The following is a 22985-nucleotide window of genomic DNA, read 5'->3' on the forward strand; positions in this document are numbered from 1 at the left end:
GTGCCGAGCACCGAGACGCCGGTACGCATCACGTCCATGGGATGCGCGGCCGCGGGAATCCATTCGAGCGCGGCTTTGACGTTCGCGGGCAGGCCGCGCAGCGCCTTCAGCTTCGCCTTGTAGGCGGTGAGCTCGGCCTGCGTGGGCAGCTTTTCATGNACGAGCAGATAGGCGATCTCTTCAAACTCGCAATTGCCCGCAATGTCGAGAATGTCGTAGCCGCGATAGTGCAGGTCGTTGCCGGTCTTGCCGACCGTGCACAGCGCCGTGTTGCCCGCGGTCACGCCGGACAGCGCGACGGATTTTTTCGGTTTGAATGCGCCCGCGTTTGCGGTGCTCGCACTGTTGTCTGCTTCGCTCATCAGTTTGTCTCCAGATGCATTGGGGGATTCTTGACCGCCGCGTTAAACGCAAGGAACGGGCCACCGCGCGCCGCATACGCTAAGTGCCTGATTTGCCACACCGGCCGCGTATCGCGAAACCGCGGCGGTTTCAGAAACGGAATCTTTTTATTTCAATAATGAAACTGATGCGCGCATAATAACCTGGCCAACCCGAGTCCATTCCGAGCCTTCACCTTGAGCACTGCCCCTTTCGACCCAGCGCCGCGCCCGCGCATCTGGGCGCTTAGCATCAGCCGCCTGCGCGATCTGTTTCTCGACATAGCCGGCGAATATGTGGAGCGCGCGGATTTGCGCATCGTCGCACGAGGTTTCGAAGACGCCGTCCGCGAAATCGAGGCCGCCGGCGCGGGCCGTCCCGACGTCGTGATTGCGGGCGGCTCGAACGGCGCCTATCTGAAGACTCGCGTGGCCGTGCCGGTTGTCATGATCACGCCAACGGGTTTCGACGTGATGCATGCGCTCGCCCGCGCCCGCCGCGACGGCGCCAAGGTTGCCCTGGTCACGCATGGCAACACGCCCGACGAAATTCGCCGCTTCGTCGCCGCATTCGGGCTTGATGTCACGTTCGCCTCGCATCAATCGGCGCAGGACGCGGAGAGCGTCGTGCTCGACTTGCGCGATCGCGACATCGACGTGGTGGTCGGCCCGGGGCTCGTCACCGATCTCGCGGCGAACGCGGGCATGAGCGCGGTCTTTCTCTACTCGCGCGCTTCGGTGCGCGCCGGCTTCGAGACGGCGCTCGAAGTCGCGCAGGCAACGCGGCGCGAAACGCTGCGCCGCCAACGGCTCGACAACCTGCTTCAACATCTGCGCGACGGCGTCGTCGCGCTCGATGCCCAAGGACGCGTCGAGGCAATGAACCAGCGCCTTGCCGCCGTGCTCGGCATCGATGCGGCCAACGCAGCGGGCCGCGCCTTGCTGGAACTTGCGCCCGATCTCGCCGGCAGTCTCCCCGACTCGGACGGCGACGCGTTTTGCACGGTGCGCGGCGCGAGCTACGTCGTGCATCGCGGACCGCTGGCGAGCGGCGGCGCGGCGACAGGTACCGTGCTGACATTCCAGGAATCGCGCGCGGTGGAGCGGCTCGACCGCACGCTGCGTTCGCGTCAACGGGTGCAGCAATTCAGCGCGCGTTACCGGCTGGACGATATCGTGGGCGCGTCGGAAGCGATGCAACGCGTGCGCGCGCTCGTGCAGCGTTATGCGAGATCGGACGCAACCGTGCTGATTCTCGGCGAAAGCGGCACCGGCAAGGAAATGGTCGCGCAAAGCATGCATCAGTTGAGCGCAAGGCGCGACTTCGCGTTCGTCGCGATCAATTGCGGCGCGTTTCCCGAGGCGCTGCTCGAAAGCGAACTGTTCGGCTACGAGGAAGGCGCGTTCACTGGCGCGCGCAAGGGCGGCAAGGCGGGGCTGATCGAAGTCGCGCATCGCGGCACCTTGTTTCTCGATGAAATCGGCGAGATGCCTTTGTCATTGCAAAGCCGTTTGCTGCGCGTGTTGCAGGAGCGCGAAGTCGTGCGGCTCGGTTCGACAGAGCCGACGCGCGTGGACATTCGCGTTGTCGCGGCCACGCACCGCGCGTTGACCGAGGGCATCGCAGCGGGGCGCTTTCGTGCCGATCTTTACTACCGGCTCAACATTCTCAGCATTGCACTGCCGCCGCTGCGCGAGCGCCCAACGGATCTGCTGCCGCTTGCCGTCGAGCTGCTGTTGCAAGCCGCGGCGCGCGAGCCGCGGCTTGCCGCGCGCCTGCCCGACGCCGCTGCCGCCGAACGCGTTCTGGCCGCGCTCGCGGAGCCGTTGCAGCGTTATGCGTGGCCGGGCAATGTGCGGGAGTTGCAGAATGTGATCGAACGAATTGCTGTGGAGCTTGCGGAGATGGAGGCGGACGCCGATGCCGACGCCGAGGCAGGTAACCCGCCGTTGATCACGCGAGACATGCTGCGCAGCATCGCGCCTGAAATTGCCGAACCGGCGCACTCGCGTCCGAAGAAAACCGCGTTGACGCTTCGCGAGCGCAGCCGCCATGTGGAAGCCGACGAAATCCGCGCCGCGCTCGCCGCGCATGATGGCGATCGCGACGCGGTCTGCGACGCACTCGGCATCAGCAAGACGACCTTATGGCGGAAGCTGAACGCGGCGCGCTAGCTTTTTTCGCGGCGGCGGCGCCATGCTTGCCGGCATTGGCCGTCGCACGCGCGATGAACATGCTCGGCGTCATGCCGCAGCATCGCTTGAAATGCCGGCCGAAATGACTCTGATCGAAGAAGCCGACCTCGGTCGCGACCACCGAGCCGGGCACGCCTTCCAGCAGCAGCGTCTGCGCCCGCTGAATGCGCACGCCGCAAAGGTAGCGATACGGCGACGAGCCATACTGTTGCCGGAACACCGTCGCAAATCGCGACACGCTGAGCGCGGACAACGCGGCGAGTTGCGCGAGCGTCACCGGCTCGTTGAAGTGGGCCTCGATAAAAGCCCGCGCGGCATTGAGGCTAATGGACTGTTTCATGACGTGACGATGCTCGGGCGCAGCGCCGGCTCCTGGGCAAAACGCCGAATGGAGAATCTGTCGAGCGGAATCGGTGTGCTGCCTGTATCGACGAGTTCGGCCATCGTCTCGCCTACGCCGGGACCGATCTGAAACCCCGAGCCGCTGAAGCCGAACGCATAGAAAAGTCCGTCGACCTTGCTGCTTGGACCGATCACCGGCTCGCTGTCGGGCAGATAACTTTCGACGCCGCTCCACACCCGGATCACATGCAACGGCGCCAACGCGGGCACGAGCCGCCGCATTTGCGCGAGCTGTCGCACCGTGTTCTGCGGCAGCACCGACGCGCGGCTCGTCACCGCATCGGCCGGACCGGCAGGCCCCCCGCCGACAATGATATTGCCGCGCGGAATCTGCCGGAAATAGAGGCTCTCCTGCTTGATGGACGTGAACACGCCCATCGACGATTGGAAAACATACGGCACCGGCTCTGTCACGCACATTTGCGGTCCGCTCACTGCGAGCGGCGCGTGTTCGCCGAACTGTTCGGTGAGACGCGTGGCCCACGCGCCGGCGCAGATCACGAGTTGCGCGGCGTGGTACACGTCGCCGCGCGCGCTTTCCACGCGAAAGCGGCCGCCCTCTTTCTCGACGCGCGCGATCTCCGTGTTTTCGATCACCTGCGCGCCGAGCCGCGCCGCAGCGCGTCCGAACGCGGGCGCGGCAAGGCGCGGATTCGCGTGACCATCCAGCGGCGAAATGGACGCAGCGAGCACTTCGCGGCCGAGAAACGGAAAGCGTCGGAACAGCGCCTGCCCATGCAGCACTTCGAGCTCGAGCCCGTAGGCGCGCGCGTCGATCGCGTACTGCTCGAAATTCTCGACGTCCTTCTCGTGGTAGCACACGCGTGTATGACCGACCGGCAGGAACTCGACGTCCTCGCCGAGCAGTTCCGCCGAACGCTGCCATGTGCGCAGCGCGCGATTGGCCATGGCGAGTTGCGGCAGCGCGCGGCCTTGCCGCCGGATGCCGCCGAAGTTCACGCCGCTCGCCTGCTGTCCGGTCAGTCCTCGCTCCAGCAGGATCACCGAGCGACTGCGCTGACGCAGAAAGAACGCGGTCGTCGTGCCCATGATGCCGCCGCCGATCACGATGACATCGGCTTCGTTACGCGTCGCGCTCATTGCGCCTCCTCCTCGGTGAGCGCCACCGGCAGCGGCTTGACCGGTGCCTGGCCGCGCAGCCGTCCCACCGACGAAAGCGGCACGCAAGCCGCCGCAGCAATGATTTCCGCGCCCGCGTGCCCGCAATAGCGTCCCTGGCAACGGCCCATGCCGACCCGCGAAAACGCCTTGGCGCGATTCGCCTCCTGCGCGCCCGCTCCGCGAACGACGCGGCGCAGTTCGCCCGCCGTGATCGCTTCGCAGCGGCAAACAATCGTCTCGTCAGGCAGCGACGCGGCGAACCTGGCCGGCCACGGAAATGCTTCACGCAGGCCGGCGGCAAAGCGCGAGAAGCGCGCAAGCTCCGCGCGCAAGCCGTCCATATCGCCGATGGCGGCGGCTTGCACGCCGTGATCCCGCATCGCGGCGAGCGCGGCGAGGCGCCCCGCGCGTTCGGCCGCGTCCGCACCGCGCACGCGCGCGCCGTCGCCGGCGAGATAGACGCCCTTGACGCTGCTGCGGCCGTCGCCGTCGATTTCGGGAAGCCACTGCTTCGCGTCGTTATCGAAAACAAAGCGGCAGCCAGCCAGATCCGCGAGCTGCGTTTCGGGACGCAAGTGATAACCGAGCGCGACCGCATCGCATGCGAATTCGAGGCGTTTGCCGTCAGGCAACGCGACCTCCACGCCGCTCACGCCCGTTTGCGGCGAACCTTTTATCTCGACCGGCTGCACGCCGCGATAAACCGGCACGCGTGCTTTCGACAACACCCGCGTCAACGCGATGCCTTTTTTCAGCGCGGCGGGAATGGCGAGCAGGCGCGGCAACGCGGCGACTCGCTGCATGAAAGTCGACGTGTCCAACACGGCTACGATCTGCGCGCCCGCCTTCAGATATTGCGCGGATACCAGATACAACAGCGGCCCGCTGCCCATCATCACGATGCGCGAGCCGATCGCGCAGCCCTGCGATTTCAGCGCAACCTGCGCGCCGCCAAGACTATAGGTGCCAGCCTGGTGCCAGCCCTTCACAGGCATGAGCCGGTCCGTTGCGCCGCTGCAAATGATCAGCACATCGAATGGCAGCGTGCCGTAACGCGTGCCGCCAACGGTATGCACCGCGTTTGCCGAGATATTCCACACGAGCGTTTCGGGCAGATAGTCGATTCCGCTTTTCAGCGCATCGAAGCTTTGGTGCAACGAAGCGGCACGCTCGGCCTCGGTGCCGTAGAGCGTGTCGTAGCTGCGCGAAAAACCGTCCGGTTGACGCCGGTAGATCTGTCCGCCGTCGCGCCGGCTTTCGTCGATAACTGTGGGGCGCAGACCCGCTTGAACGAATGCCTGAGCGGCGCGAACCCCAGCCGGCCCCGCACCGATGATCACTACACGCGGGGCCATGCGCCCTCCCCGGCTTCAGCGAGTTTCGTGACGATCGACATGCCCGGCGCCGCTGGCGTGCTGCATGCGCGCAGGCGCTCGCCTTGCGCGGTCCAGACCCAGCAATCCTGGCACGCGCCCATCAGACAGAAGCCGGCGCGCCGGCCGTCGCCGAATTCGGATTCGCGCAGCGTGCTGCCGCTCGTGAGTAGCGCGACCATTAGCGTGTCGCCTTCGGCGGCTTCGCGCACCACGCCGTCCACGGTAATCGGGAAGGTCTTGCGACCGGTTTCCGCGAGCCGTACAAATCGCTGATTCATGCCGGGATCGTCTCCAGATTCTGCAAACGGCTGAGCTCGGCCGCCGAGTGATGGCAAAGAATCTCCGCGCCGGAAGGCAGCTTTTTCAGCGACGGCGGCGTGACATTGCACACACCGTCGATGCGCACTGGGCAGCGCGCGCGGAACGAACACAGCTCGGGCAGCGCGGCGCTTTCGCCCATAGCGGGCAACGCGCAGGCGGCGACGTGCCGCCGCGCGTCGAGCCAGCCGGGTTTTAGTTCGGGCACCGAATCAACCAGCAAGCCGGTGTACGGGTGATACGGCGGCGCGGCGAGCATGTCGCGCTGTCCTGCTTCCACACGCTGGCCTGCATACAGCACGATCACTTCGTCGCAGATCGCACGCACGGTCGAGATGTCGTGGCTGATGAACATGTACGAGACGCCCAGTTCGCGGCGCAACTCGGCGAGCAGATCGAGAATCGCGGCGCCTACCACCGTGTCGAGCGCGGACGTCACTTCGTCGCAGAGAATCAGCGCGGGATCGGCGGCGAGTGCGCGCGCCAGATTCACGCGCTGCTTTTGACCGCCGGACAGACCCGCTGGCGTGCGCGTAGCGATAGAAGCGGGCAGCTTCACCAGGTCGAGCAGCGCGAGCATGCGCTTTTTCGCGGCCGCGCCACGCATATGGTGATAGAACGCGAGCGGCCGGGCGAGAATGTCCGCAATCGAATGACTCGGGTTCAACGCGGTATCCGCGTTCTGAAACACGATCTGGATCTGCCGATACTGCCCGGGCGTGCGGCGCGACAGTTGCGCCGGCAACGGCTCGCCGTTGAACAGCACTTCGCCGCGCGCCCGGTCCACGAGACCCGCAACCACGCGCGCAAGCGTCGTCTTTCCCGAACCTGATTCGCCGATCACGCCGAGCGCGCTGCCGCGAAGTATGGTCAGGCTCACATCGTCGAGCACGCGCACGGCTGGCACGCCGTCGCGGTCAATGCGGCCATAGCCCGCCGACAGTCCGCGAATTTCGAGGAGCGGCGGCACCGATTCGCCCTTCTGCTGCGGCGTTTGCGATGCCTCCGGGCGGCGCGTCGCGGCGAGCAACTGGCGCGTATAGGCATCGACGGGTGCATCGAGCACTTGCGCGACCGCGCCGTTTTCCTTGACCGCGCCGCCGTTCAGCACGACGATGCGATCCGCCATCTGCGCGACGACGGCGAGATCGTGCGACACATACACGGCGGTCGTGCCGAGTTCGCGCACCACCTTCTTGAAGGCCGCGAGCACTTCGATCTGCGTGGTGACGTCGAGCGCGGTAGTCGGTTCGTCGAACACGACGACAGCCGGATCGGTGATCAACGCCATGGCGGCCATCAAACGCTGCAACTGCCCGCCGGAAACCTGATGCGGATAGCGCTCGCCGATGGTTTCGGGCGCGGGCAGCGCGAGCGCACGAAAGAGTCCGATTGCCTTGGTACGCGCGGCCTCTTTGGTCATCAACTGATGCAGCAGCGCGGGCTCCGTCACCTGGTCCATGATCGTGCGCGCCGGATTGAAGCCGGCCGCGGCGCTCTGCGCGACATAGGCGACGGTGCGCGCGCGCAACGCGCGGCGTCCTTTGGCATCGAGCGCCAGCACGTCGACGTCGCCGATCCGCACCGAGCCGCCGCTGATCGAGCAGCCCGCGCGCGCATAGCCGAGCAGCGCCAGCGCAATGGTCGTCTTGCCAGAACCGGATTCGCCGATCAGCGCGAGCACCTCGCCCTTCTTCACCGCAAAGTCGACGCCCTTGACGATCTCCGCCACCGGCCCGTGCGCCGCGCCCGCGACGACACGCAGCCCCTTCACTTCAATCATGTCCGACTCGGCCATCATGCGTCTCCGTGACTACGGCTGCGACGCCGCAAGTTGTCGATCAGCAGGTTCATGCCGATGGTCAGCGTGGCTATGGCGACGGCCGGCATCAGGACGGCGGGCGCGCCTTCGGACAGGCCGCCGATGTTCTCGCGCACGAGCGAACCCCAGTCGGCGTTCGGCGGCTGCACGCCGAGCCCAAGGAAGCTGAGGCCGCTCAGCAGCAGCACGATGAACACGAAGCGCAGGCCGAAATCGGCGAGCATCGGATGAATCATGTTCGGCAGGACCTCGACCCGCGCGATGTACAGCAGCCCTTCGCCGCGAGCGCGGGCCACCTGAACGTATTCGAGTCCCATCAGATTCAACGCGAGCGAGCGTGAAATACGGAATGCGCCGGGAATGTAGGCGAGCGCGGCGACTGTGGTCAGCATGGGGATCGACGAACCGAATGCGGCGATCACGACGAGCGCAAGCACCTTGCTCGGAATCGAAATGAGCGCGTCCAACAGCCGGCTCAGCACTTCATCGACCCATTTGCCCGACACGGCCGCGAGCAGACCGAAGAACGTGCCGATCACGCTTGCAAGCATGGCCGCGGCGAGCGCGAGGCCGACCGTATAGCGCGCGCCGTAGAGGATGCGGCTCAGCATGTCGCGGCCCAGGTAGTCGGTGCCGAGCGGATACGCCGCGCTGTAACGGCCGAAAATTTCCGTCGAAGTCAGCGCGCCGCCTTTGTACGGCGCGACGAGCGGGCCGACGAAGGCGACCAGCAGCCAGAACAGCACAATCACAAGGCCGAGCAGGCCGAGCACCGAAAAGCGGTGCACGAGCCGTTGCAGCGCGCTGGATCGGGCGGGCACGGCAACCGTTACCGGCGCCTCGATGACGACTTCATCGCGGCTCACGTCGTACAGATCTGTGCCCGCGTGAGGGATGGGGGTATGGGTAGGTCGGATCATCATCGACGCAGCCTCGGGTTGGATACGATCTGACACAGATCCGCGATGAGCACGAGCGCGAGATACGCGGCGCAGAACACCATCACGCAGCCTTGCACGAGCGGCATGTCGCGGTTCGTCACGGCGTCCACCATCAGGCTCGCAAGGCCCGGATAGTTGAAGATGGATTCCACGATCACCACGCCGCCAAACAGATACGACAGACTCAGCGCGACCGCATTGGCAATCGGTCCGATAGTGTTGGGCAGCACATGCCGCAACACCACGCGCACGGGCGACGCGCCCTTGAGCATCGCCATTTCCACATAGGACGAATTCAACTGGTCGAGTACCGCGGCGCGCGTCATGCGCGCCATCTGCGCGACGATTACGCAGCACAGCGTCATGACCGGCATGGCATAGATACGCAACAACGCCCCGAACGAATTCACTTCGGACAGATACGACAGCGCCGGGAGCCAGCGCAGCTTGACGGCAAAAATCAGCACGGCGATTGTCGCGACAAGAAACTCAGGCACTGCAACCGTGGAAAGCGTCAGCACGTTCAGCACGCGATCGAGCAGCGAGCCGCGGAACATCGCCGACGAAATACCGATCAGCAACGCGACCGGCACCGACACAACCGCGGTCAAGCCGGCGAGCACCAGCGAGTTCGGCAGGCGGGTCGCGATCAGCTCGCTGACGGGCAGATTGTTCGACATCGACGTACCGAAGTTGCCGGTGACAATATGAAAGAGCCATTCGCCGTAGCGCTGCAGCGCCGGTTGATCGAGCCCGAACTGATGCCGCAGGGCGGCGACGGCCTCCGGCGTGGCCGCCTGGCCGAGTGCCTGCTGCGCGGCGTCGCCAGGCAGCAATCCGGTGATACCGAACACGATGGCGGAAACCAGCAGCAGCGTGAGCAGCGCGAGGCCGAGGCGCGCGGCGATGAGTCGTTGCGCGTGTGCTTTCATTGAAAGTCGCCTCCTTTTCGAAGCATGCGCGCCGCCGCGAAGCGGTGCGCCCGACATGTATTGCGCGTATTGCGGGGAAGAGGCGCTCCGGCCCGAAAACCGCAGCGCCTTTACTTCGGATTACGCCTCTAGCCAGACGTTTTCCGCGAATGCAAAACCCATCAGACCTGCAAGCGGAATCGAACCGAGACCCTTGAGCTTGCTCGTGTAGCCGTCGAGCGAACTGTGAAAGAGCGGAATGCCGACGCCGCCGTTTTCATGCACGAGCACCTGCATGTCGCCGTAGATCTTCTTGCGCTTCGCGTCGTCCGGTTCGCCACGCGCGGCAACCAGCATCTGGTCGAACTTCGGGTTCTTCCAGTTGGCTTCGTTCCACGGAGCATCCGATTTGAAGAACTGCGTGAAGAGCACGTCCGCGCTCGGGCGCGCATTGATGTTGCCGAAGCCGAGCGGATGCTTCATCCAGTGGTTGGACCAGTAGCCGTCTGCGGGCACGCGGCTCACCTGCAGATTGAGGCCCGCACGCGGCGCGGCCTGCTGCAGCAGCATGGCCATTTCGACTGAGCCGTCTGCTGCCGGGGATGCATAGACCTGCAGCGGTGTCGAACCGAGCTTGGCCTTCTGAAAATAGAACCTGGCCTTGTCGGGATCGAACCCGCGTTGCGGCAAACCGGCGAGGTAGTACTTGTTGGTCGGATCGATCGGCTGATCGTTGCCGATCGCGCCGTAGCCGCGAAACACCGAGCGGCGGATCTGCTCGCGATCGAGCAGGTACATCATGCCGCGGCGGAAATCTTCGTTGCCGGTCAAGCCGCCCTCGTCGCGGACGATCAGGTCCGTGTAGCCGCCCGTCTTCGTTTCCAGCACCTTGAAGCCAGAAGCGGTCTTCAAACGTTCGGCCGAGTTCGGCGTGAGGCCGTTGATCAGTTGCACGTCGCCCGACAACAAGGCGTTCACGCGCGCCGGTTCGTCGCCGATACCGATCAGTTCGATCTCGTCGAGATACGGCATGCCCGGCTTCCAGTACTTGTCGTTTCTCACGCCGACCGTGCGCACGCCAGGTGAGAACTCCTTCAGTTTGTACGGCCCCGTACCGACGGCCGTCCTGAAGTCGCTCGTGCCTTCCCTGATGATCAGGAAGTGCGACGTGGCGAGAATCACCGGCAAGTCGGCATTCGCGCCTTCCAGCGTGATCGTTACTTCGTTCGGGCCCGTGGCCTTCACTTCCTTGATCTGATCGGCGATGGTCTTGGCCTTCGAAGCGGTGGCCGGGTCCTTGTGACGCATGATCGAATAGACCACGTCAGCGGGCGCGAGCGACTTGCCGTCGTGGAACTGCACGCCGTTGCGCAGCTTCACGACCCATACCGTCGCGTCTTTCGTGTCGATCGATTCGGCAAGCGCCATCTTCGCGCCGAGATGGGAATCGAGCTCGGTCAGGCCGTTGTAGAACATGTTGCAGCGAACGTAGTCGGTGCTGAGCGAGCCCTTCGCCGGATCGAGCGTGTCGGCGGCGGACACCGACTGCGTCGCCACGCGAATCTTGCCGCCCTGCTTCGGCTTCGCTTGCGCGAGCGCGGAACCGCTGGCGGCGAAGAGACCCGCGCCCGTCATCGACATCATCCCGGCCGCGGCCATCGCACGCAGCACGTCGCGCCGCGAGGCGCCTCTCGCCGTCAATTGCTCGAGCCCGTTGCCGAGGTCAAGAGCGCCATGTGGTGAGTTTTCCTTATTCATCGAACTTCTCCGCGAGGATGGGCAGTTGTGAGGGCTGCGTGGGGTTGAGTGGTGACTGCAACAGCGGGGCTGCAACGACGGATGCGACAGCGGGACTTCAGTAGAAGATGTCCTTGATACGGTAATACGTGCCCACCAGCGGCAGAAACCAGGGCTTACCGGTGTGCCCGGGAATCGCGGCCCATTCGGACTCGCCCCAGGGGTTGCGATCCGCGCAGCCGTCCATCACGTCGGCCATCACCTGGCCCATGTGCGTGGACATCTGCGTGCCGTGGCCGCTGTAGCCCATCGAAAAATAGATGCCGTCGTGTTGTCCGGCATGCGGCAGGCGATCGGCGCTCATGTCGACGAGGCCGCCCCAGCAATAGTCGATGCGCGCAGTCGCGAGCATCGGAAACATCGCGGCGAGCCCCTGCTGCAGGATGCGCCCGCTCTTTGCATCGGAGGGCCGCTCGGAGGCCGTGAAGCGCGCGCGGCCGCCGAACAGCAAACGCGAATCGGGCGTCACGCGGAAGTAGTTGTGCATCAGGCGCGTGGTCGTGTAGGCGCGCCGGTTCGGCAGCAGTTGCACGAGAAGCGCGGGCGGCAGCGGCTCGGTCACTACGATGAACGAGCCGACCGGCGCGAGGCGGCGCCGATACCAGCCGAACGGTCCATGCCGCGACGGCCCTGTGGCTATCAATACCTGCTTCGCGCGCACTTCACCGCGCGCGGTGACGATACGATGCGCGCCGCCGTCTTTCACAATCGACGTAACGGGAGCGTGCTCATACACTTTTGCGCCGCGCCGTACCGCCGCGTCGGCAAGACCGACCGCGAAGCGGCCCATATGCATCTGGCCGCCGTGACGTTGCAGCAATCCGCCGTAAAAGCCGTCGGACTGCACCTCGCCGCGAATACGCCCGCCGTCGATCAGCTCGATGTCGGGATCCACCGCGCGGCGGATTAGCTCCGCCGTCTTCTCCAGATGCGCGAAGTGATGCGGTTTCGAAGCCAGCTTGAGCTTGCCGCTCGCGACGTAATCGCAGTCGATGTTCTCTTCGCGGATCAGACGCTCGACCGTATTCACCGCATCCGCATACGCGCGATAACACGCGCTCGCGCGCTCGAGACCGAGTTGCGCGGCGAGCGCCACGAAGTCTTGTGCGACGCCCGTGTTCACCTGGCCGCCGTTGCGGCCCGAGGCGCCGCCTCCCACGCGCCCCGCGTCCACCACGGTGACGGACGCGCCACGCTTGCCGAGCGCCTGAGCCGCCGACAGCCCGGTGAAGCCCGCGCCGATCACCACCACATCGGCGTGGCCCTCGACCGGGCCTTCGCACGCCGCGATGAACGGCGGCGCAGTGTCGAGCCAGTACGAATCAAGCTTCATCGTGTGCGTGTCCATGGTTGCGGTGAGCGGGGCAAGGGACCGGCGGTGGCGCGTTGGTCGCGCGGGTTCTTCACTCGGGTTGGTCGCGCAGGTTGGTCCCGCTCAAAGGCCGAGTTCGGCAGCCAGTTGCGGGATGCCGTTCACTTCGTAGTACTGGTAATACGGCGTCGACGGTTCATGGCCGCGGTTGATGAAGGCCTTGTGCTTGACGCCCATGTCATGCACCGTCATCAGGTCGTAGCGCAAGCTCGACGACACGTGCAGCACGTCTTCCGGATTGCAGTTGAGCTTGTCGAACATGTACTCGAAGCCCTGCATGCGCGGCTTGTACGACTGCGCCTGCTCTGCGGTGAACACTGCATGGAAAGGTGCGCCGAGCTTGTCGACGTTGCTCTGGATCTGGTCGTTCGACGCATTCGACAGAATCACCAGCTTGTACTTTTTCGCAAGACGCGACAGACCTTCCGGCACGTCCGGATGCGGGCCCCATGTCGGGACCGCTTCGTAGATCTTTTGCGCATCGGCTTCATTGAATTCGACGTTCACGCGCGCACAGGCACGGCGCAGCGCATTGACCACCACGTCTCGATACGGCTTCCATGCACCCAGCACTTCGTCCCGGCGATAACCCGCGTAGAACGCAACCAGCTTTTCGAGGTCGTCGCCCTTCAGGATATGGCCGTACAGTTCGCGTGTCATGTCGGCCATGCGAAATCTGGTCAGCGTGCCGTAGCAGTCGAAGGTGATGTATTTCGGTTCGAATTCGATCATCGTGCAGTCCTATCGTGGTGGTGAACTCGCGTTGAGTCCATTGGCGAAAACAGCAACTAAAAGCTCGTTCCTGTAAAAGATTTAATCAGCGCAAAAACATAGATGCTCCTGATTCGTGCGCTGCCGGTGACACAAACCATGCGTTTTTAGGCCATTGCGCAGCACAGTCTGCCGTGATCCGGCCTAACCCTTACGCGGCTTGGGTTCGCGGCATCCAGAAGGGCGCGCGCGTCACTGCCGCAGATCGATCAGCACGCTCTTGAAACGCAGGTTGGCCTCGTAAGCCTGGCGCCCAAGATCCTTGCCGATGCCCGAGCGCTTGTAGCCGCCTGTAGGAATCACGAAGTCCGACGTGCGGCCATAGCGGTTGACCCACACGGTGCCCGCTTCCAGACCGCGCACGAAGCGCAGCGCCCGGCCGAGGTCGGCGGTATGCACGCCCGCGGCGAGCCCGTACTCGGGATGCTGCGCGAGCGCGAGCGCTTCTTCTTCGGTATCGAAGGTTTGCAGCGTGAGCACCGGGCCGAATACTTCCTCGCGCACGGCCTCTGACTGAGCGGTGACATCGGTAAGCAAGGTCGGCGTATAGAACGCGCCCGCCGATGCGCCGCCCATGTCGGCCCGCTTGCCGCCATGGCGCAATGTCGCGCCCGCGTGAAGCGTGCGCCCCACAATGCTTTCGATGCGCGCCGCCTGCGGCTCTGAAATGATCGGCGACAGCGTCGTGCCCGCAGCCCAGGTCGCGCCCGGCTTCAGCTCCGCGAAGATGCTGCCGATGCGCTCGGCGAGCGGCTCCGCGAGGCTGCGTTCGACCAGCAGCCGCGAGCCCGCCACGCACACCTGTCCCGCGTTGCCGGTGATCGCCCCGGCGATGCGCCGCGCCACGTCGTCAAGACGCGGCGCGTCGGCGAACACGATCTGCGGGCTCTTGCCACCCAGCTCCAGCGTGACCGGCTTGGTGCCGCTCGTCGCGCAGGCCGCCATGATCGCGGCGCCGGTGCGCGTCGAGCCGGTGAACGTGACCTTGCTGATCTTCGGATGACGCACGAGCTCGTCGCCGGTCGTTTGTCCATCGCCCTGAATCACGTTGAAGATGCCGGCCGGCACGCCGGCCTGCATCGCGAGTTCGGCGAGGCGCAGCACGGAAAACGGCGTCATCTCCGAGGGCTTGAGCACCACCGCGTTGCCGGCGGCGAGCGCCGGCGCGATCTTCCACGAAGCCATTACGAGCGGAAAATTCCACGGCGCAATCGCGCCGATCACGCCATACGGTTCGGCAATCGTCATGCCGAGATGATCGTGGTCGGTGGCGGCGACGTCGCCGCCCAGTTTGTCGGCGAACTCCGCGTAGAAGCGGATGCCCTCTGCAGTGAAAGGCACGTCCCACGAGACGGCCTGGGCGATCGGCCGCGTCGAGCCGAGCGCCTCGAGGCGGCCGAGCGCGGAGGCGTCGGCTTCGACGAGATCCGCGAAACGGCGCAGGATTTTCGCGCGTTCGCGCGGTGCCATGCGCGCCCAGCCGCTGGTGCGAAACGCCTGCCACGCATTTTCGACCGCGCGGTGGACCATGTCCGCGTCCGCTACCGGCACGCTCGCGTAGACCATGCCGTCGGACGGCCGCGCCACGTCGATGCGGCGCGCGCCATGCCCGCTGCCTTCCACATACTTGCCACCGATGAAATGCCCGCTGCGAATCACGACATCGTCCGGATTGAAGCTGTCCATGAGAAAGTGTCCGAGTAGATGACCTTTGGATGGCAACCGCGTGCGCTGCAGCATCGCCGCCGCGCTCGCCATGACAAAATCGTAGAGCCGCGCGCCTGGCATATGTCACCGACAAAAATCGCCACGCAGCAGAACCCGCCTGTAATGCGTGCCCAGACCGCGCGCTTTGCATCGAATTTCGGCGCGGCTTTCTCCGGGGTGCCGGATAGAAAGATCGTCCTAGTCATACCGCGCCCCGGATGACACAGTGACGCGTAAGTCTTTAGCCATTCAGGAGCACGGCGTGCCCGATCCGATTACATACAGACGCTTTACCCTCGACGACATTGCCGCCGCGCATGCGTTGACGGCTGAGCTGAAATGGCCGCATCGCCCGGACGACTGGAAGTTCGTCGCGCAGCTGGGCGCGGGTTTCGTCGCTGAAGACGCGGGCGGCGTGATCGGCACCGCGCTGTGCTGGAAGTACGGCGCGGATCGCGCGTCGCTCGGCATGGTGATCGTGTCGCCGGAGCGGCAGGGACTCGGCATCGGCAGAAAGCTGATGGAGTTGTTGCTCGAAGAGCTCGGCGGCCGCATCACGTTCCTCCACGCGACCACTGCCGGTCAGCCGCTCTACGAAAAGCTCGGCTTTCGCGCGGCCGGCACGCTCGATCAGCATCAGGGCGCGGCGTTTCAACCGCCGCTCGTGTCGCTGCCGGCGGGCGAACGTTTGCGTCCGCTGGGTTCGAGCGACACCGCACGGCTCGTCGAGCTGGCCTCGCAGGCAAGCGGCCTCGACCGGGGCGAAGTGCTGCCGGCGCTGCTCGAGAACGCCGACGGCATCGCACTCGACCGCGACGGCGAACTGGTCGGCTTTGCGCTCTTTCGCCGCTTCGGCCGCGGCTTCGCGATCGGCCCGGTCGTCGCGCCTGCTTCCGGCGATTCGACCCGTGCGAAGGCGCTCATCAGCCACTGGCTCGCGCTCAACGAAGGCGTGTTCGTGCGCGTGGACACGCCCGGCGACAGCGGCCTGACCGAGTGGCTCGAACAGCTCGGCCTGCCGCGCGTGGACACCGTGGTCAGAATGGTGCGCAACGCCAAGCCGCAGAGCGTGGCGGCTAACGCGTCGCCTTACTTGCAGTACGGCATCATCAATCAGGCGATTTTCTGATCCGTCATGGCATTACTCTATAAAGCCGATCCCGCCCGCGGCCTGCAATGGGCAAGGCTCTTCGCCGAGAAGGCGCCCGACCTGCCATTCCATATCTGGCCCGATCACGGCGATCCGGCCGCGATCCGCTATCTGGTGGCATGGCAGCCGCCCGAGGACCCGACACGTACGTTTCCCAATCTGGAAGTGGTGTTCTCCGTGGGCGCGGGCGTCGATCAATTCGATCTTTCCGGCGTGCCCGAGCATGTGCCGGTGGTGCGCATGATCGAGCCGGGGCTCGTGGAAGGCATGGTCGAATACGTCACGCAGGCGGCGCTCACCGTTCACCGCGATCTGTTCGACTACGCGCTTCAGCAGCAACAGCAGGTGTGGCGCGAGTTGCCGCTCAAAACGGCCGCACAACGGCGCATCGGCGTGCTGGGGCTTGGGGTGCTCGGCACTGCGGTGCTGGAGCGGCTGCGCCTTTTCAGCTTTGCGTGCGCGGGCTGGAGCCGCTCGCCGCGCGAGATCGCGGGCGTCGACTGTTATGCGGGCGAAGCCTCGCTCGACGCGTTTCTTGCCCGCACCGACATTCTGGTCTGCCTGCTGCCGCTCACCCCGGCCACGCGCGGCCTGCTCAATGCGAGCCTGTTCGGGAAGCTGCCGCGCGGCGCCTCGCTGATTCAAACCGGCCGGGGCGCACATCTTGATCAGCAGGACTTGCTGGCGGCGCTCGAGAGCGGCCAGTTGCAGAATGCGATTCTCGACGTCACCGACCCCGAGCCGTTGCCGGCCGGTCATCCGCTGTGGACGCATCCGCGCGTGCGCATCACGCCGCACATTGCCAGCGCGACGCGGCCCGACACCGCCGTCGAGGTCGTGCTCGACAACCTGCGCCGCCATCGCGAAGGCCTGCCGATGCTTGGTCAGGTAGACCGCACGCGCGGCTATTGAGTCTCCGAACCGCATCGATCGTGGCGTAATCTGCGCGCGCCGCCGCTTTGCGGGCCTTGCAGCACAAAATGCTATGGGCATGCATCAAAACGCGTCGCGCGCGCTTTTCAGGCAATTGTTTAGGTAAGCGTGCAATCGGCCCTGGTCAGTAGTATGGAACCGTCAACAGCCCTTTTTGCGACGAGAACCCACCATGCCGATCCAATCGCTCATTGAAGCCGACCGCCAGCATCTGATTCACCCTGTCATCAACTATCGTGCGCACGAGGCGCGCGGCGTTACGGTGCTCGAATCCGCGAGCGGCGCGTTCCTGCGCGACGCGGCCGGCAACGAACTGCTCGACGCCTTCTCCGGCTTGTGGTGCGTGAACGTGGGCTACGGCCAGCAGAGCATTATCGAAGCGGCCACCGCGCAGATGAAGAAACTGCCTTATGCGACGAGCTATTTTCACTTCGGCTCGGAGCCCGCCATCGAACTCGCGCAAAAACTGGCGGGGCTCGCGCCCGCTTCGCTGCAGCACGTATACTTCACGCTCGGCGGCTCGGACGCAGTCGATTCAGCGATCCGTTTCATCACGCATTACTTCAACGCGACGGGCCGCCCGTCGAAGAAGCACATCATTGCGTTGCAACGCGGCTATCACGGCTCGTCCAGCATGGGCGCGGGCCTCACCGCGCTGCCCGCGTTTCACCGCAACTTCGATCTGCCGCTGCCGAACCAGCATCACCTGCCCTCGCCGTATGCGTACCGCAACAATTTCGCCGACGACGCGGCGCTGATCGCCGCTTCTGTCGCCGCGCTCGAAGCAATGGTCGCTGAACTCGGTGCCGATAACATCGCAGCGTTCTTCTGCGAACCGATTCAAGGCTCGGGCGGCGTGATCGTGCCGCCGGTCGGCTGGCTCACGGCCATGCGCGAAAGCTGCCGCAAGCTCGGCATTCTGTTCCTTGCCGACGAAGTGATCACTGGATTTGGCCGCACGGGCCCGCTCTTCGCGTGCCAGGGCGAGAACGTGGAGCCGGACCTGATGACGGTCGCCAAAGGTTTGACCGCCGGCTACGCGCCGATGGGCGCCGTGCTGATGTCCGACGAAATCTATCAGGGCATTGCCGACGGCGACGCCGAGGCGATTGTCGGCCACGGTCACACGTATTCGGCGCATCCGGTGAGCGCGGCGATCGGTCTGGAAGTGCTGCGTCTTTATCACGAAGGCGGTCTGCTCGCGAACGGCGTGGCACACGCGCCGCGTTTCGCGCGCGGCCTCGACGCGCTGCTCGCACATCCGCTCGTGGGCGACTCGCGTCACCGGGGCCTGCTCGGCGCGCTGGAACTCGTCGCCGACAAGGACACCAGGGCGCAGTTCGACCCGGCGTTGAAACTGTCGGAGCGTATTGCCACGGCTGCCTATGAAAACCGCCTGATTTTCCGTGCGTTCGGCGACAATATTCTCGGCTTTGCGCCGGCGCTCTCGTACACCGAATCGGACTTTGACCTGATGTTCGAGCGGCTCGAGAAAACCCTGAACGACGTACTCGCGCAAGCTGAGGTTCGAGCAGCGTTGAGCGGCAAAACCACGGCGAACCACCAGCTCAAAACTACTGCCGCTGCATGCTAGAGTAGAGGGCGCCCTCAGACCCTTCTTCAACCGCCGGAGCCACGACGTTACGATGAGCAGCGACTGCAAGCTAGACCGTATTGACCTGCGCATTCTTTCCCAGTTGCAGAAGAAAGGCCGCATAACCAACGTCGAGCTTGCCGATGCGGTCGGCCTTTCGCCCAGCCCTTGCCTGATTCGCGTCAAGCGGCTGGAGAAAGCCGGCTACATCGTCGGCTACGGCGCGCAGATCCAGCTCGAAAAACTCGGTGACGTGCAGATCGTTTTCACAGAAGTCACGCTGGCCGATCATCGGCGGGAAGACTTCATCAAGTTCGTGAATGCGATTCGCGACGTGGATGAAATCGTGGAGTGCCATCTTGCGAGCGGCGGCTACGATTACCTGCTGAAGTTCGTCACGCGCAGCGTGAGCCATTATCAGAGCATTATTGAAGGCTTGCTTGAACGCGACATCGGCATTGAAAAGTACTTCAGCTACGTGATCATCAAGTCGCCGTTTGTCAAAAGCCACTATCCGCTCGAAACGCTGTTCTCGCAGAATCACCAGTAGGCATTCATCCGCTACGCACTAACGCCGGATCATGCGCCCGCCTCCGGCAGACTCCATTGCGCGAACTCTTCGCTGAGAAAGTCCACGCAAACCCGCACTTTCGCAGACTGCGCGAGCCGCGCCGGATACACCGCCCACAGGTTCGCCGGCTGCGTGACCTCCGGCAACACCTGCTGCAACTGGCCGCTTTCCAGCAGCGGCCGCACATCCCACATCGAACGCAGCACGATGCCGCGACCGGCCAGCGCCCATTGCACCGCGACCTCGCCGTGATTGGTCGACAACGGTCCAGTGACCTTGATCGACGCCGCCTCGCCGCGCACAGTCAACCGCCACAAGCCGAACGGATGGTCGCGCTCCTTGATCGCGAGACACGCATGCGACGACAGATCCGCCAGTTGACGCGGCGCGCCATGCCGCGCGAGATAATCGGGCGACGCGCACAGCACCCGATGATTCGACGCGAGCCGACGAGCGATCAGATGCGGCGCGATCTCGTCGCCGATGCGAATGTCCAGATCGAAGCCTTCGCCGGCCACGTCCACGAGCCGGTCGAACAAGTCGAGCCGCACGCTCAGTTGCGGATAACGTTCGGAAAAACGTGCGAGCGCGGGCGCTACGAAGCGCCGGCCAAAACCGAAGCTGCTGGAAATGCGCAGCTTGCCGCCGGGAATGCGGCGCGTGGTGGAGACGTCTTCGACGAGTTGATCGACGTCGTCGAGAATTTTTTCGGCCCACGTGTAGACGCGTTCGCCCGCCTCGGTAATCGCGACGCGGCGCGTGGAGCGGTGCAAGAGGCGCGTGCCGAGCGTGGTCTCGAGCACATTGATACGCTTGCTGACATACGCCGCGGACACCGACAGCGACTCGGCCGCCGCGCTGAAACTGGCTTTGCGCGCGACTTCGCAGAACACGCGTAAATCGCCGAGATCGGGTGACGGAACGGCGTTCATAGGTTGCCTGGTGGCGCTCAGCGGCGCTCGGTTTTGTACACGAATCGTGCACAGTGGCTTAACTAAAGCGATCATTTTAGAGCCAAACAGCAGGAATAGAATAACTGTCATCGAATCAGAACCAGCACTCAATGGAGGAGCGCAACATGTCCAGGAAATATCGGATCGCAGTCATTCCCGGCGACGGCATCGGCGTGGAAGTCATGCCCGAGGCACTGCGTGTGCTCGACGCGGTAAAAACGCGCTTTGGCCTTGAGCTCGAGTACCAGCATATCGAGTGGGCAAGCTGCGACTACTACGCGAAGCACGGCCAGATGATGCCGGACGACTGGAAGGCGCAACTGCAATCGGCCGACGCGATTCTGTTCGGCGCGGTGGGTTGGCCCGACACCGTGCCCGATCACGTCTCGCTGTGGGGGTCGCTGCTCAAGTTCCGCCGGGAGTTCGATCAGTACATCAACCTGCGGCCGGCACGGCTTTTTGCGGGCGTGCCTTCGCCGCTCGCGGGCCGCAAGGCGGGCGACATCGACTTCTGGATCGTGCGCGAGAACACCGAGGGCGAGTATTCGTCAGTAGGCGGCGTGATGTTCGAAGGCACGGAGCGCGAGTTCGTGCTGCAGGAATCGGTGTTCACGCGGCACGGCAGCGAACGCGTGCTGAAGTTCGCGTTCGACCTGGCGCAACGCCGCGAGCGCAAGAAGATCACGGTCGCGACCAAGAGCAACGGCATCGCGATCAGCATGCCGTGGTGGGACAAATGCGCGGCGGGCATCGCGGCGCAATATCCGGACGTGACGTGGGACAAGCAGCACATCGACATTCTCTGCGCGCGCTTCGTGCTCAACCCGGATCGCTTCGACGTTGTAGTGGCCACCAATCTGTTCGGCGACATCCTGTCCGACCTCGGCCCGGCATGCACGGGCACCATCGGTCTCGCGCCGTCGGGCAATCTGAACCCGGACCGCAAGTTTCCCTCGCTGTTCGAGCCGGTGCACGGCTCGGCGCCGGACATCGCCGGCAAGAACATTGCGAATCCCATCGCGATGATCTGGTCCGCCGCGATGATGCTCGACTTCCTCGGCAATCACGAGGGCAAGGAGCGCGAGGCGCATGACGCGATTCTGGCCGCCATCGAAGCGACGCTGGTGGAAGGCCCGCATACCGGCGACCTGGGCGGCAAGGCGAACACCACGGAAGTCGGCCAGGCCATTGCAGCGAGGCTCGGCTGAGCATGAGCGCGAATATGAGCATGGAAAACTATCCGATCGAAGTCGGGTTCCCCGACATTTCGGTGCATGAGCAATCGTCGTCGGGCATTGCCTACGTTCATACGTTCGACTCCGGCGTGGCCGGCCCGCACGTCATGATCAATGCGCTCACGCACGGCAACGAAGTGTGCGGCGCGATTGTCGTGGACGACCTGCTGCGCCGTGGCTTGCGGCCGCGCCGCGGGCGGCTCACGCTCGCGTTTGCCAATGTCGACGCATACCGGCGCTTCGATCCCGCGAAGCCGGATGCGGCCCGTTTCGTCGATCAGGATTTCAACCGCGTGTGGACCGCGGCGGTGCTCGACGATGCATCGCGCAACTCCAGCGAGCTTGCGCGGGCCCGGGCGATGCGGCCGGTGATCGACAGCGTAGACGCGCTGCTCGATCTGCATTCGATGCACGAGAAGAGCAAGCCGCTGATCGTCGCCGGGCCGCTGCAAAAAGGCATCGACCTTGCCGCGCAGCTCGGCACGCCCGCCACCGTTATCTGCGACGAAGGCCATCCGGAAGGCCGCCGCATGCGCGACTACGAAGGATTCGGCGACCCGGCCAGCACAAAGAACGCGTTGCTGATCGAATGCGGGCAGCACTGGGAGAAGAGCGCCGTCGCAGTGGCGCGCGACACCACCGCGCGCTTTCTGCTGCTCGCGGGTGTAGTCGACGAAAGCGATCTGCCCGCGGATTGGCTCGCACCCTTGCCGCCTGTGCAGCACATCGTGCGGGTAACGCAACCGGTGGTCGCCACGAGCATGGATTTCCGGTTCGCCGGACCCTACACGGGGCTCGAAATCTTTCCCGAAGCCGGCGCCGTAATCGGCTGGTCCAACGGTGAAGCAGTCACCACGCCTTACGACGACTGCATGCTCGTGATGCCCTCGTTGCGGCAGTTGCGCCCCGGTGTGACGGTCGTGCGCCTCGGCAAGATCGAGCGAACTATCGACACTTCAACCCGCGGCCTGTGAGCGGGCGCGTGCATCCATACAGTGAGTGAAGGCCAATCAAGCCATGAAGGTTCAACAAATCAGACAAAGCGTGAATCTGCAGAATCTCGAGGACTGGGGCACGGCCGGCTTGCCGGGTACCACGCCAATCCGCGTCTGGGGAGTGCAGCGCGTGATCAAGGGCACCGAGGCGATCGACACCGGCATCTTCGAATGCTCGGCCGGCACGTATCGCCGCTCGGTCAAGCAGGCGGAGGTCATGCATATCCTGTCCGGCCGCGGACGCTTCACGCCGGACAATGAAGAGACGGTTCACTTTGCGGGTGGGGACACGCTGTTTTTCGAAGCGAATACCGAAGGCCTGTGGGAAGTGGACGAGACCATGCGCAAGGTGTACGTGATTCTCTGAGTCCGCCGCCAGGTCCCTCTCACCTGCGGTTTTCTCTTACCGTTTTACCCGGCGCGCGCTCGGCGCGCCGCG

21 protein-coding genes are annotated in these 22985 nt (G+C 64.6%); 8 read left to right on the forward strand and 13 right to left on the reverse strand.

Annotation, left to right across the window (positions count from 1 at the left end):
- The coding region (locus A3AC_RS29585; protein WP_035476031.1) for a citrate/2-methylcitrate synthase at positions 1-362 on the reverse strand (362 nt) is incomplete at its 3' end.
- A gap of 216 nt (positions 363-578) precedes the next feature.
- On the opposite strand from A3AC_RS29585, the gene prpR reads away from it, so the two are divergent.
- Positions 579-2555, forward strand: a complete 1977-nt coding sequence (prpR, locus tag A3AC_RS0128090; protein WP_025602845.1) for a propionate catabolism operon regulatory protein PrpR — start codon at positions 579-581, stop codon at positions 2553-2555.
- Here the strand turns inward: prpR and A3AC_RS0128095 are convergent.
- The 11 genes from A3AC_RS0128095 to A3AC_RS0128145 all read right to left on the reverse strand — a co-directional run bounded on the left by A3AC_RS0128095 (position 2512) and on the right by A3AC_RS0128145 (position 15094).
- Positions 2512-2916 (reverse strand): helix-turn-helix domain-containing protein, encoded by a 405-nt coding sequence (locus A3AC_RS0128095; protein ID WP_025602847.1) that lies wholly within the window; start codon positions 2914-2916, stop codon positions 2512-2514. The two genes, prpR and A3AC_RS0128095, sit on opposite strands and share 44 nt — an antisense overlap.
- A complete protein-coding gene (locus A3AC_RS0128100) occupies positions 2913-4079 on the reverse strand; it encodes an NAD(P)/FAD-dependent oxidoreductase (RefSeq protein ID WP_025602848.1) in 1167 nt (388 codons plus the stop codon). The genes A3AC_RS0128095 and A3AC_RS0128100 overlap by 4 nt, the downstream gene beginning before the upstream one ends.
- Complete coding sequence (locus A3AC_RS0128105) at positions 4076-5455, reverse strand: FAD/NAD(P)-dependent oxidoreductase (RefSeq protein ID WP_025602850.1); 1380 nt, start codon at positions 5453-5455, stop codon at positions 4076-4078. Before A3AC_RS0128105 ends, A3AC_RS0128100 begins: the two co-directional genes overlap by 4 nt.
- Positions 5440-5754: a (2Fe-2S)-binding protein gene (locus A3AC_RS0128110; protein WP_025602852.1), complete on the reverse strand. Its 315-nt coding sequence runs from the start codon at positions 5752-5754 to the stop codon at positions 5440-5442. Before A3AC_RS0128110 ends, A3AC_RS0128105 begins: the two co-directional genes overlap by 16 nt.
- Positions 5751-7592, reverse strand: a complete 1842-nt coding sequence (locus A3AC_RS0128115; RefSeq protein ID WP_025602854.1) for an ABC transporter ATP-binding protein — start codon at positions 7590-7592, stop codon at positions 5751-5753. The genes A3AC_RS0128110 and A3AC_RS0128115 overlap by 4 nt, the downstream gene beginning before the upstream one ends.
- Positions 7592-8539: an ABC transporter permease gene (locus A3AC_RS0128120; protein WP_025602856.1), complete on the reverse strand. Its 948-nt coding sequence runs from the start codon at positions 8537-8539 to the stop codon at positions 7592-7594. Before A3AC_RS0128120 ends, A3AC_RS0128115 begins: the two co-directional genes overlap by 1 nt.
- Positions 8536-9489, reverse strand: a complete 954-nt coding sequence (locus tag A3AC_RS0128125; RefSeq protein WP_025602857.1) for an ABC transporter permease — start codon at positions 9487-9489, stop codon at positions 8536-8538. The genes A3AC_RS0128120 and A3AC_RS0128125 overlap by 4 nt, the downstream gene beginning before the upstream one ends.
- 120 nt (positions 9490-9609) lie before the next feature.
- A complete protein-coding gene (locus tag A3AC_RS0128130; protein WP_025602859.1) occupies positions 9610-11226 on the reverse strand; it encodes an ABC transporter substrate-binding protein in 1617 nt (538 codons plus the stop codon).
- A 97-nt stretch (positions 11227-11323) separates the two neighbouring features.
- Entirely contained in the window at positions 11324-12598 is a 1275-nt protein-coding gene (locus A3AC_RS0128135) for an NAD(P)/FAD-dependent oxidoreductase (protein WP_025602861.1), read from the reverse strand.
- Positions 12599-12700: 102 nt separating this feature from the next.
- A complete protein-coding gene (locus A3AC_RS0128140) occupies positions 12701-13369 on the reverse strand; it encodes a haloacid dehalogenase type II (protein WP_025602863.1) in 669 nt (222 codons plus the stop codon).
- Between the two features lie 231 nt (positions 13370-13600).
- The gene (locus A3AC_RS0128145; protein ID WP_025602865.1) at positions 13601-15094 is read right to left on the reverse strand and encodes an aldehyde dehydrogenase family protein; all 1494 of its coding nucleotides are present in this window, start codon (positions 15092-15094) and stop codon (positions 13601-13603) included.
- Between the two features lie 283 nt (positions 15095-15377).
- Between A3AC_RS0128145 and A3AC_RS0128150 the strand changes: the two genes are divergently transcribed.
- From A3AC_RS0128150 to A3AC_RS0128165, 4 genes are all read left to right on the forward strand, one after another.
- Positions 15378-16244 (forward strand): GNAT family N-acetyltransferase, encoded by an 867-nt coding sequence (locus A3AC_RS0128150; RefSeq protein WP_025602867.1) that lies wholly within the window; start codon positions 15378-15380, stop codon positions 16242-16244.
- A 6-nt stretch (positions 16245-16250) separates the two neighbouring features.
- Positions 16251-17177 carry a 2-hydroxyacid dehydrogenase gene (locus tag A3AC_RS0128155; protein ID WP_025602868.1) on the forward strand — a complete coding sequence of 309 codons (927 nt, stop codon included), beginning with the start codon at positions 16251-16253 and terminating at the stop codon, positions 17175-17177.
- Between the two features lie 193 nt (positions 17178-17370).
- Positions 17371-18792 carry an aspartate aminotransferase family protein gene (locus A3AC_RS0128160; protein ID WP_025602869.1) on the forward strand — a complete coding sequence of 474 codons (1422 nt, stop codon included), beginning with the start codon at positions 17371-17373 and terminating at the stop codon, positions 18790-18792.
- A 52-nt stretch (positions 18793-18844) separates the two neighbouring features.
- Positions 18845-19342 (forward strand): Lrp/AsnC family transcriptional regulator, encoded by a 498-nt coding sequence (locus tag A3AC_RS0128165; RefSeq protein ID WP_025602871.1) that lies wholly within the window; start codon positions 18845-18847, stop codon positions 19340-19342.
- A gap of 29 nt (positions 19343-19371) precedes the next feature.
- On the opposite strand, the gene A3AC_RS0128170 is transcribed toward A3AC_RS0128165, so the two are convergent.
- Entirely contained in the window at positions 19372-20295 is a 924-nt protein-coding gene (locus tag A3AC_RS0128170; protein WP_025602873.1) for a LysR substrate-binding domain-containing protein, read from the reverse strand.
- Positions 20296-20441: 146 nt separating this feature from the next.
- Here A3AC_RS0128170 and A3AC_RS0128175 point away from each other — a divergent pair, with 146 nt between their 5' ends.
- Genes A3AC_RS0128175 through A3AC_RS0128185 form a run of 3 tightly spaced genes read left to right on the forward strand, consistent with a single transcriptional unit; the run spans position 20442 to position 22913 of the window.
- Positions 20442-21524 carry a tartrate dehydrogenase gene (locus tag A3AC_RS0128175; RefSeq protein WP_025602875.1) on the forward strand — a complete coding sequence of 361 codons (1083 nt, stop codon included), beginning with the start codon at positions 20442-20444 and terminating at the stop codon, positions 21522-21524.
- 14 nt (positions 21525-21538) lie between these two features.
- On the forward strand, positions 21539-22525 hold the full coding sequence (locus A3AC_RS0128180; protein WP_025602877.1) for a succinylglutamate desuccinylase/aspartoacylase domain-containing protein: 987 nt from the start codon (positions 21539-21541) through the stop codon (positions 22523-22525).
- A gap of 43 nt (positions 22526-22568) precedes the next feature.
- The gene (locus A3AC_RS0128185) at positions 22569-22913 is read left to right on the forward strand and encodes a cupin domain-containing protein (protein WP_025602879.1); all 345 of its coding nucleotides are present in this window, start codon (positions 22569-22571) and stop codon (positions 22911-22913) included.
- Positions 22914-22985: the final 72 nt, after the last annotated feature.

It is taken from the genome of Burkholderia sp. WSM2230, from assembly GCF_000472445.1.
Taxonomy (GTDB): domain Bacteria; phylum Pseudomonadota; class Gammaproteobacteria; order Burkholderiales; family Burkholderiaceae; genus Paraburkholderia.

Excerpts from the sequence above, each read along its gene's own strand:
- A3AC_RS0128135 (WP_025602861.1), bottom strand. The coding sequence starts at position 12,598 with ATGAAGCTTGATTCGTACTGGCTCGACACTGCGCCGCCGTTCATCGCG.
- A3AC_RS0128110 (WP_025602852.1), bottom strand. The coding sequence starts at position 5,754 with ATGAATCAGCGATTTGTACGGCTCGCGGAAACCGGTCGCAAGACCTTC.
- A3AC_RS0128145 (WP_025602865.1), bottom strand. The coding sequence starts at position 15,094 with ATGGACAGCTTCAATCCGGACGATGTCGTGATTCGCAGCGGGCATTTC.
- A3AC_RS0128140 (WP_025602863.1), bottom strand. The coding sequence starts at position 13,369 with ATGATCGAATTCGAACCGAAATACATCACCTTCGACTGCTACGGCACG.
- A3AC_RS0128125 (WP_025602857.1), bottom strand. The coding sequence starts at position 9,489 with ATGAAAGCACACGCGCAACGACTCATCGCCGCGCGCCTCGGCCTCGCG.
- A3AC_RS0128180 (WP_025602877.1), top strand. The coding sequence starts at position 21,539 with ATGAGCATGGAAAACTATCCGATCGAAGTCGGGTTCCCCGACATTTCG.
- A3AC_RS0128160 (WP_025602869.1), top strand. The coding sequence starts at position 17,371 with ATGCCGATCCAATCGCTCATTGAAGCCGACCGCCAGCATCTGATTCAC.
- A3AC_RS0128130 (WP_025602859.1), bottom strand. The coding sequence starts at position 11,226 with ATGAATAAGGAAAACTCACCACATGGCGCTCTTGACCTCGGCAACGGG.
- A3AC_RS0128120 (WP_025602856.1), bottom strand. The coding sequence starts at position 8,539 with ATGATGATCCGACCTACCCATACCCCCATCCCTCACGCGGGCACAGAT.
- A3AC_RS0128175 (WP_025602875.1), top strand. The coding sequence starts at position 20,442 with ATGTCCAGGAAATATCGGATCGCAGTCATTCCCGGCGACGGCATCGGC.
- A3AC_RS0128165 (WP_025602871.1), top strand. The coding sequence starts at position 18,845 with ATGAGCAGCGACTGCAAGCTAGACCGTATTGACCTGCGCATTCTTTCC.
- A3AC_RS0128155 (WP_025602868.1), top strand. The coding sequence starts at position 16,251 with ATGGCATTACTCTATAAAGCCGATCCCGCCCGCGGCCTGCAATGGGCA.
- A3AC_RS0128105 (WP_025602850.1), bottom strand. The coding sequence starts at position 5,455 with ATGGCCCCGCGTGTAGTGATCATCGGTGCGGGGCCGGCTGGGGTTCGC.
- A3AC_RS0128115 (WP_025602854.1), bottom strand. The coding sequence starts at position 7,592 with ATGGCCGAGTCGGACATGATTGAAGTGAAGGGGCTGCGTGTCGTCGCG.
- A3AC_RS0128100 (WP_025602848.1), bottom strand. The coding sequence starts at position 4,079 with ATGAGCGCGACGCGTAACGAAGCCGATGTCATCGTGATCGGCGGCGGC.
- A3AC_RS0128185 (WP_025602879.1), top strand. The coding sequence starts at position 22,569 with ATGAAGGTTCAACAAATCAGACAAAGCGTGAATCTGCAGAATCTCGAG.
- A3AC_RS0128170 (WP_025602873.1), bottom strand. The coding sequence starts at position 20,295 with ATGAACGCCGTTCCGTCACCCGATCTCGGCGATTTACGCGTGTTCTGC.
- A3AC_RS0128095 (WP_025602847.1), bottom strand. The coding sequence starts at position 2,916 with ATGAAACAGTCCATTAGCCTCAATGCCGCGCGGGCTTTTATCGAGGCC.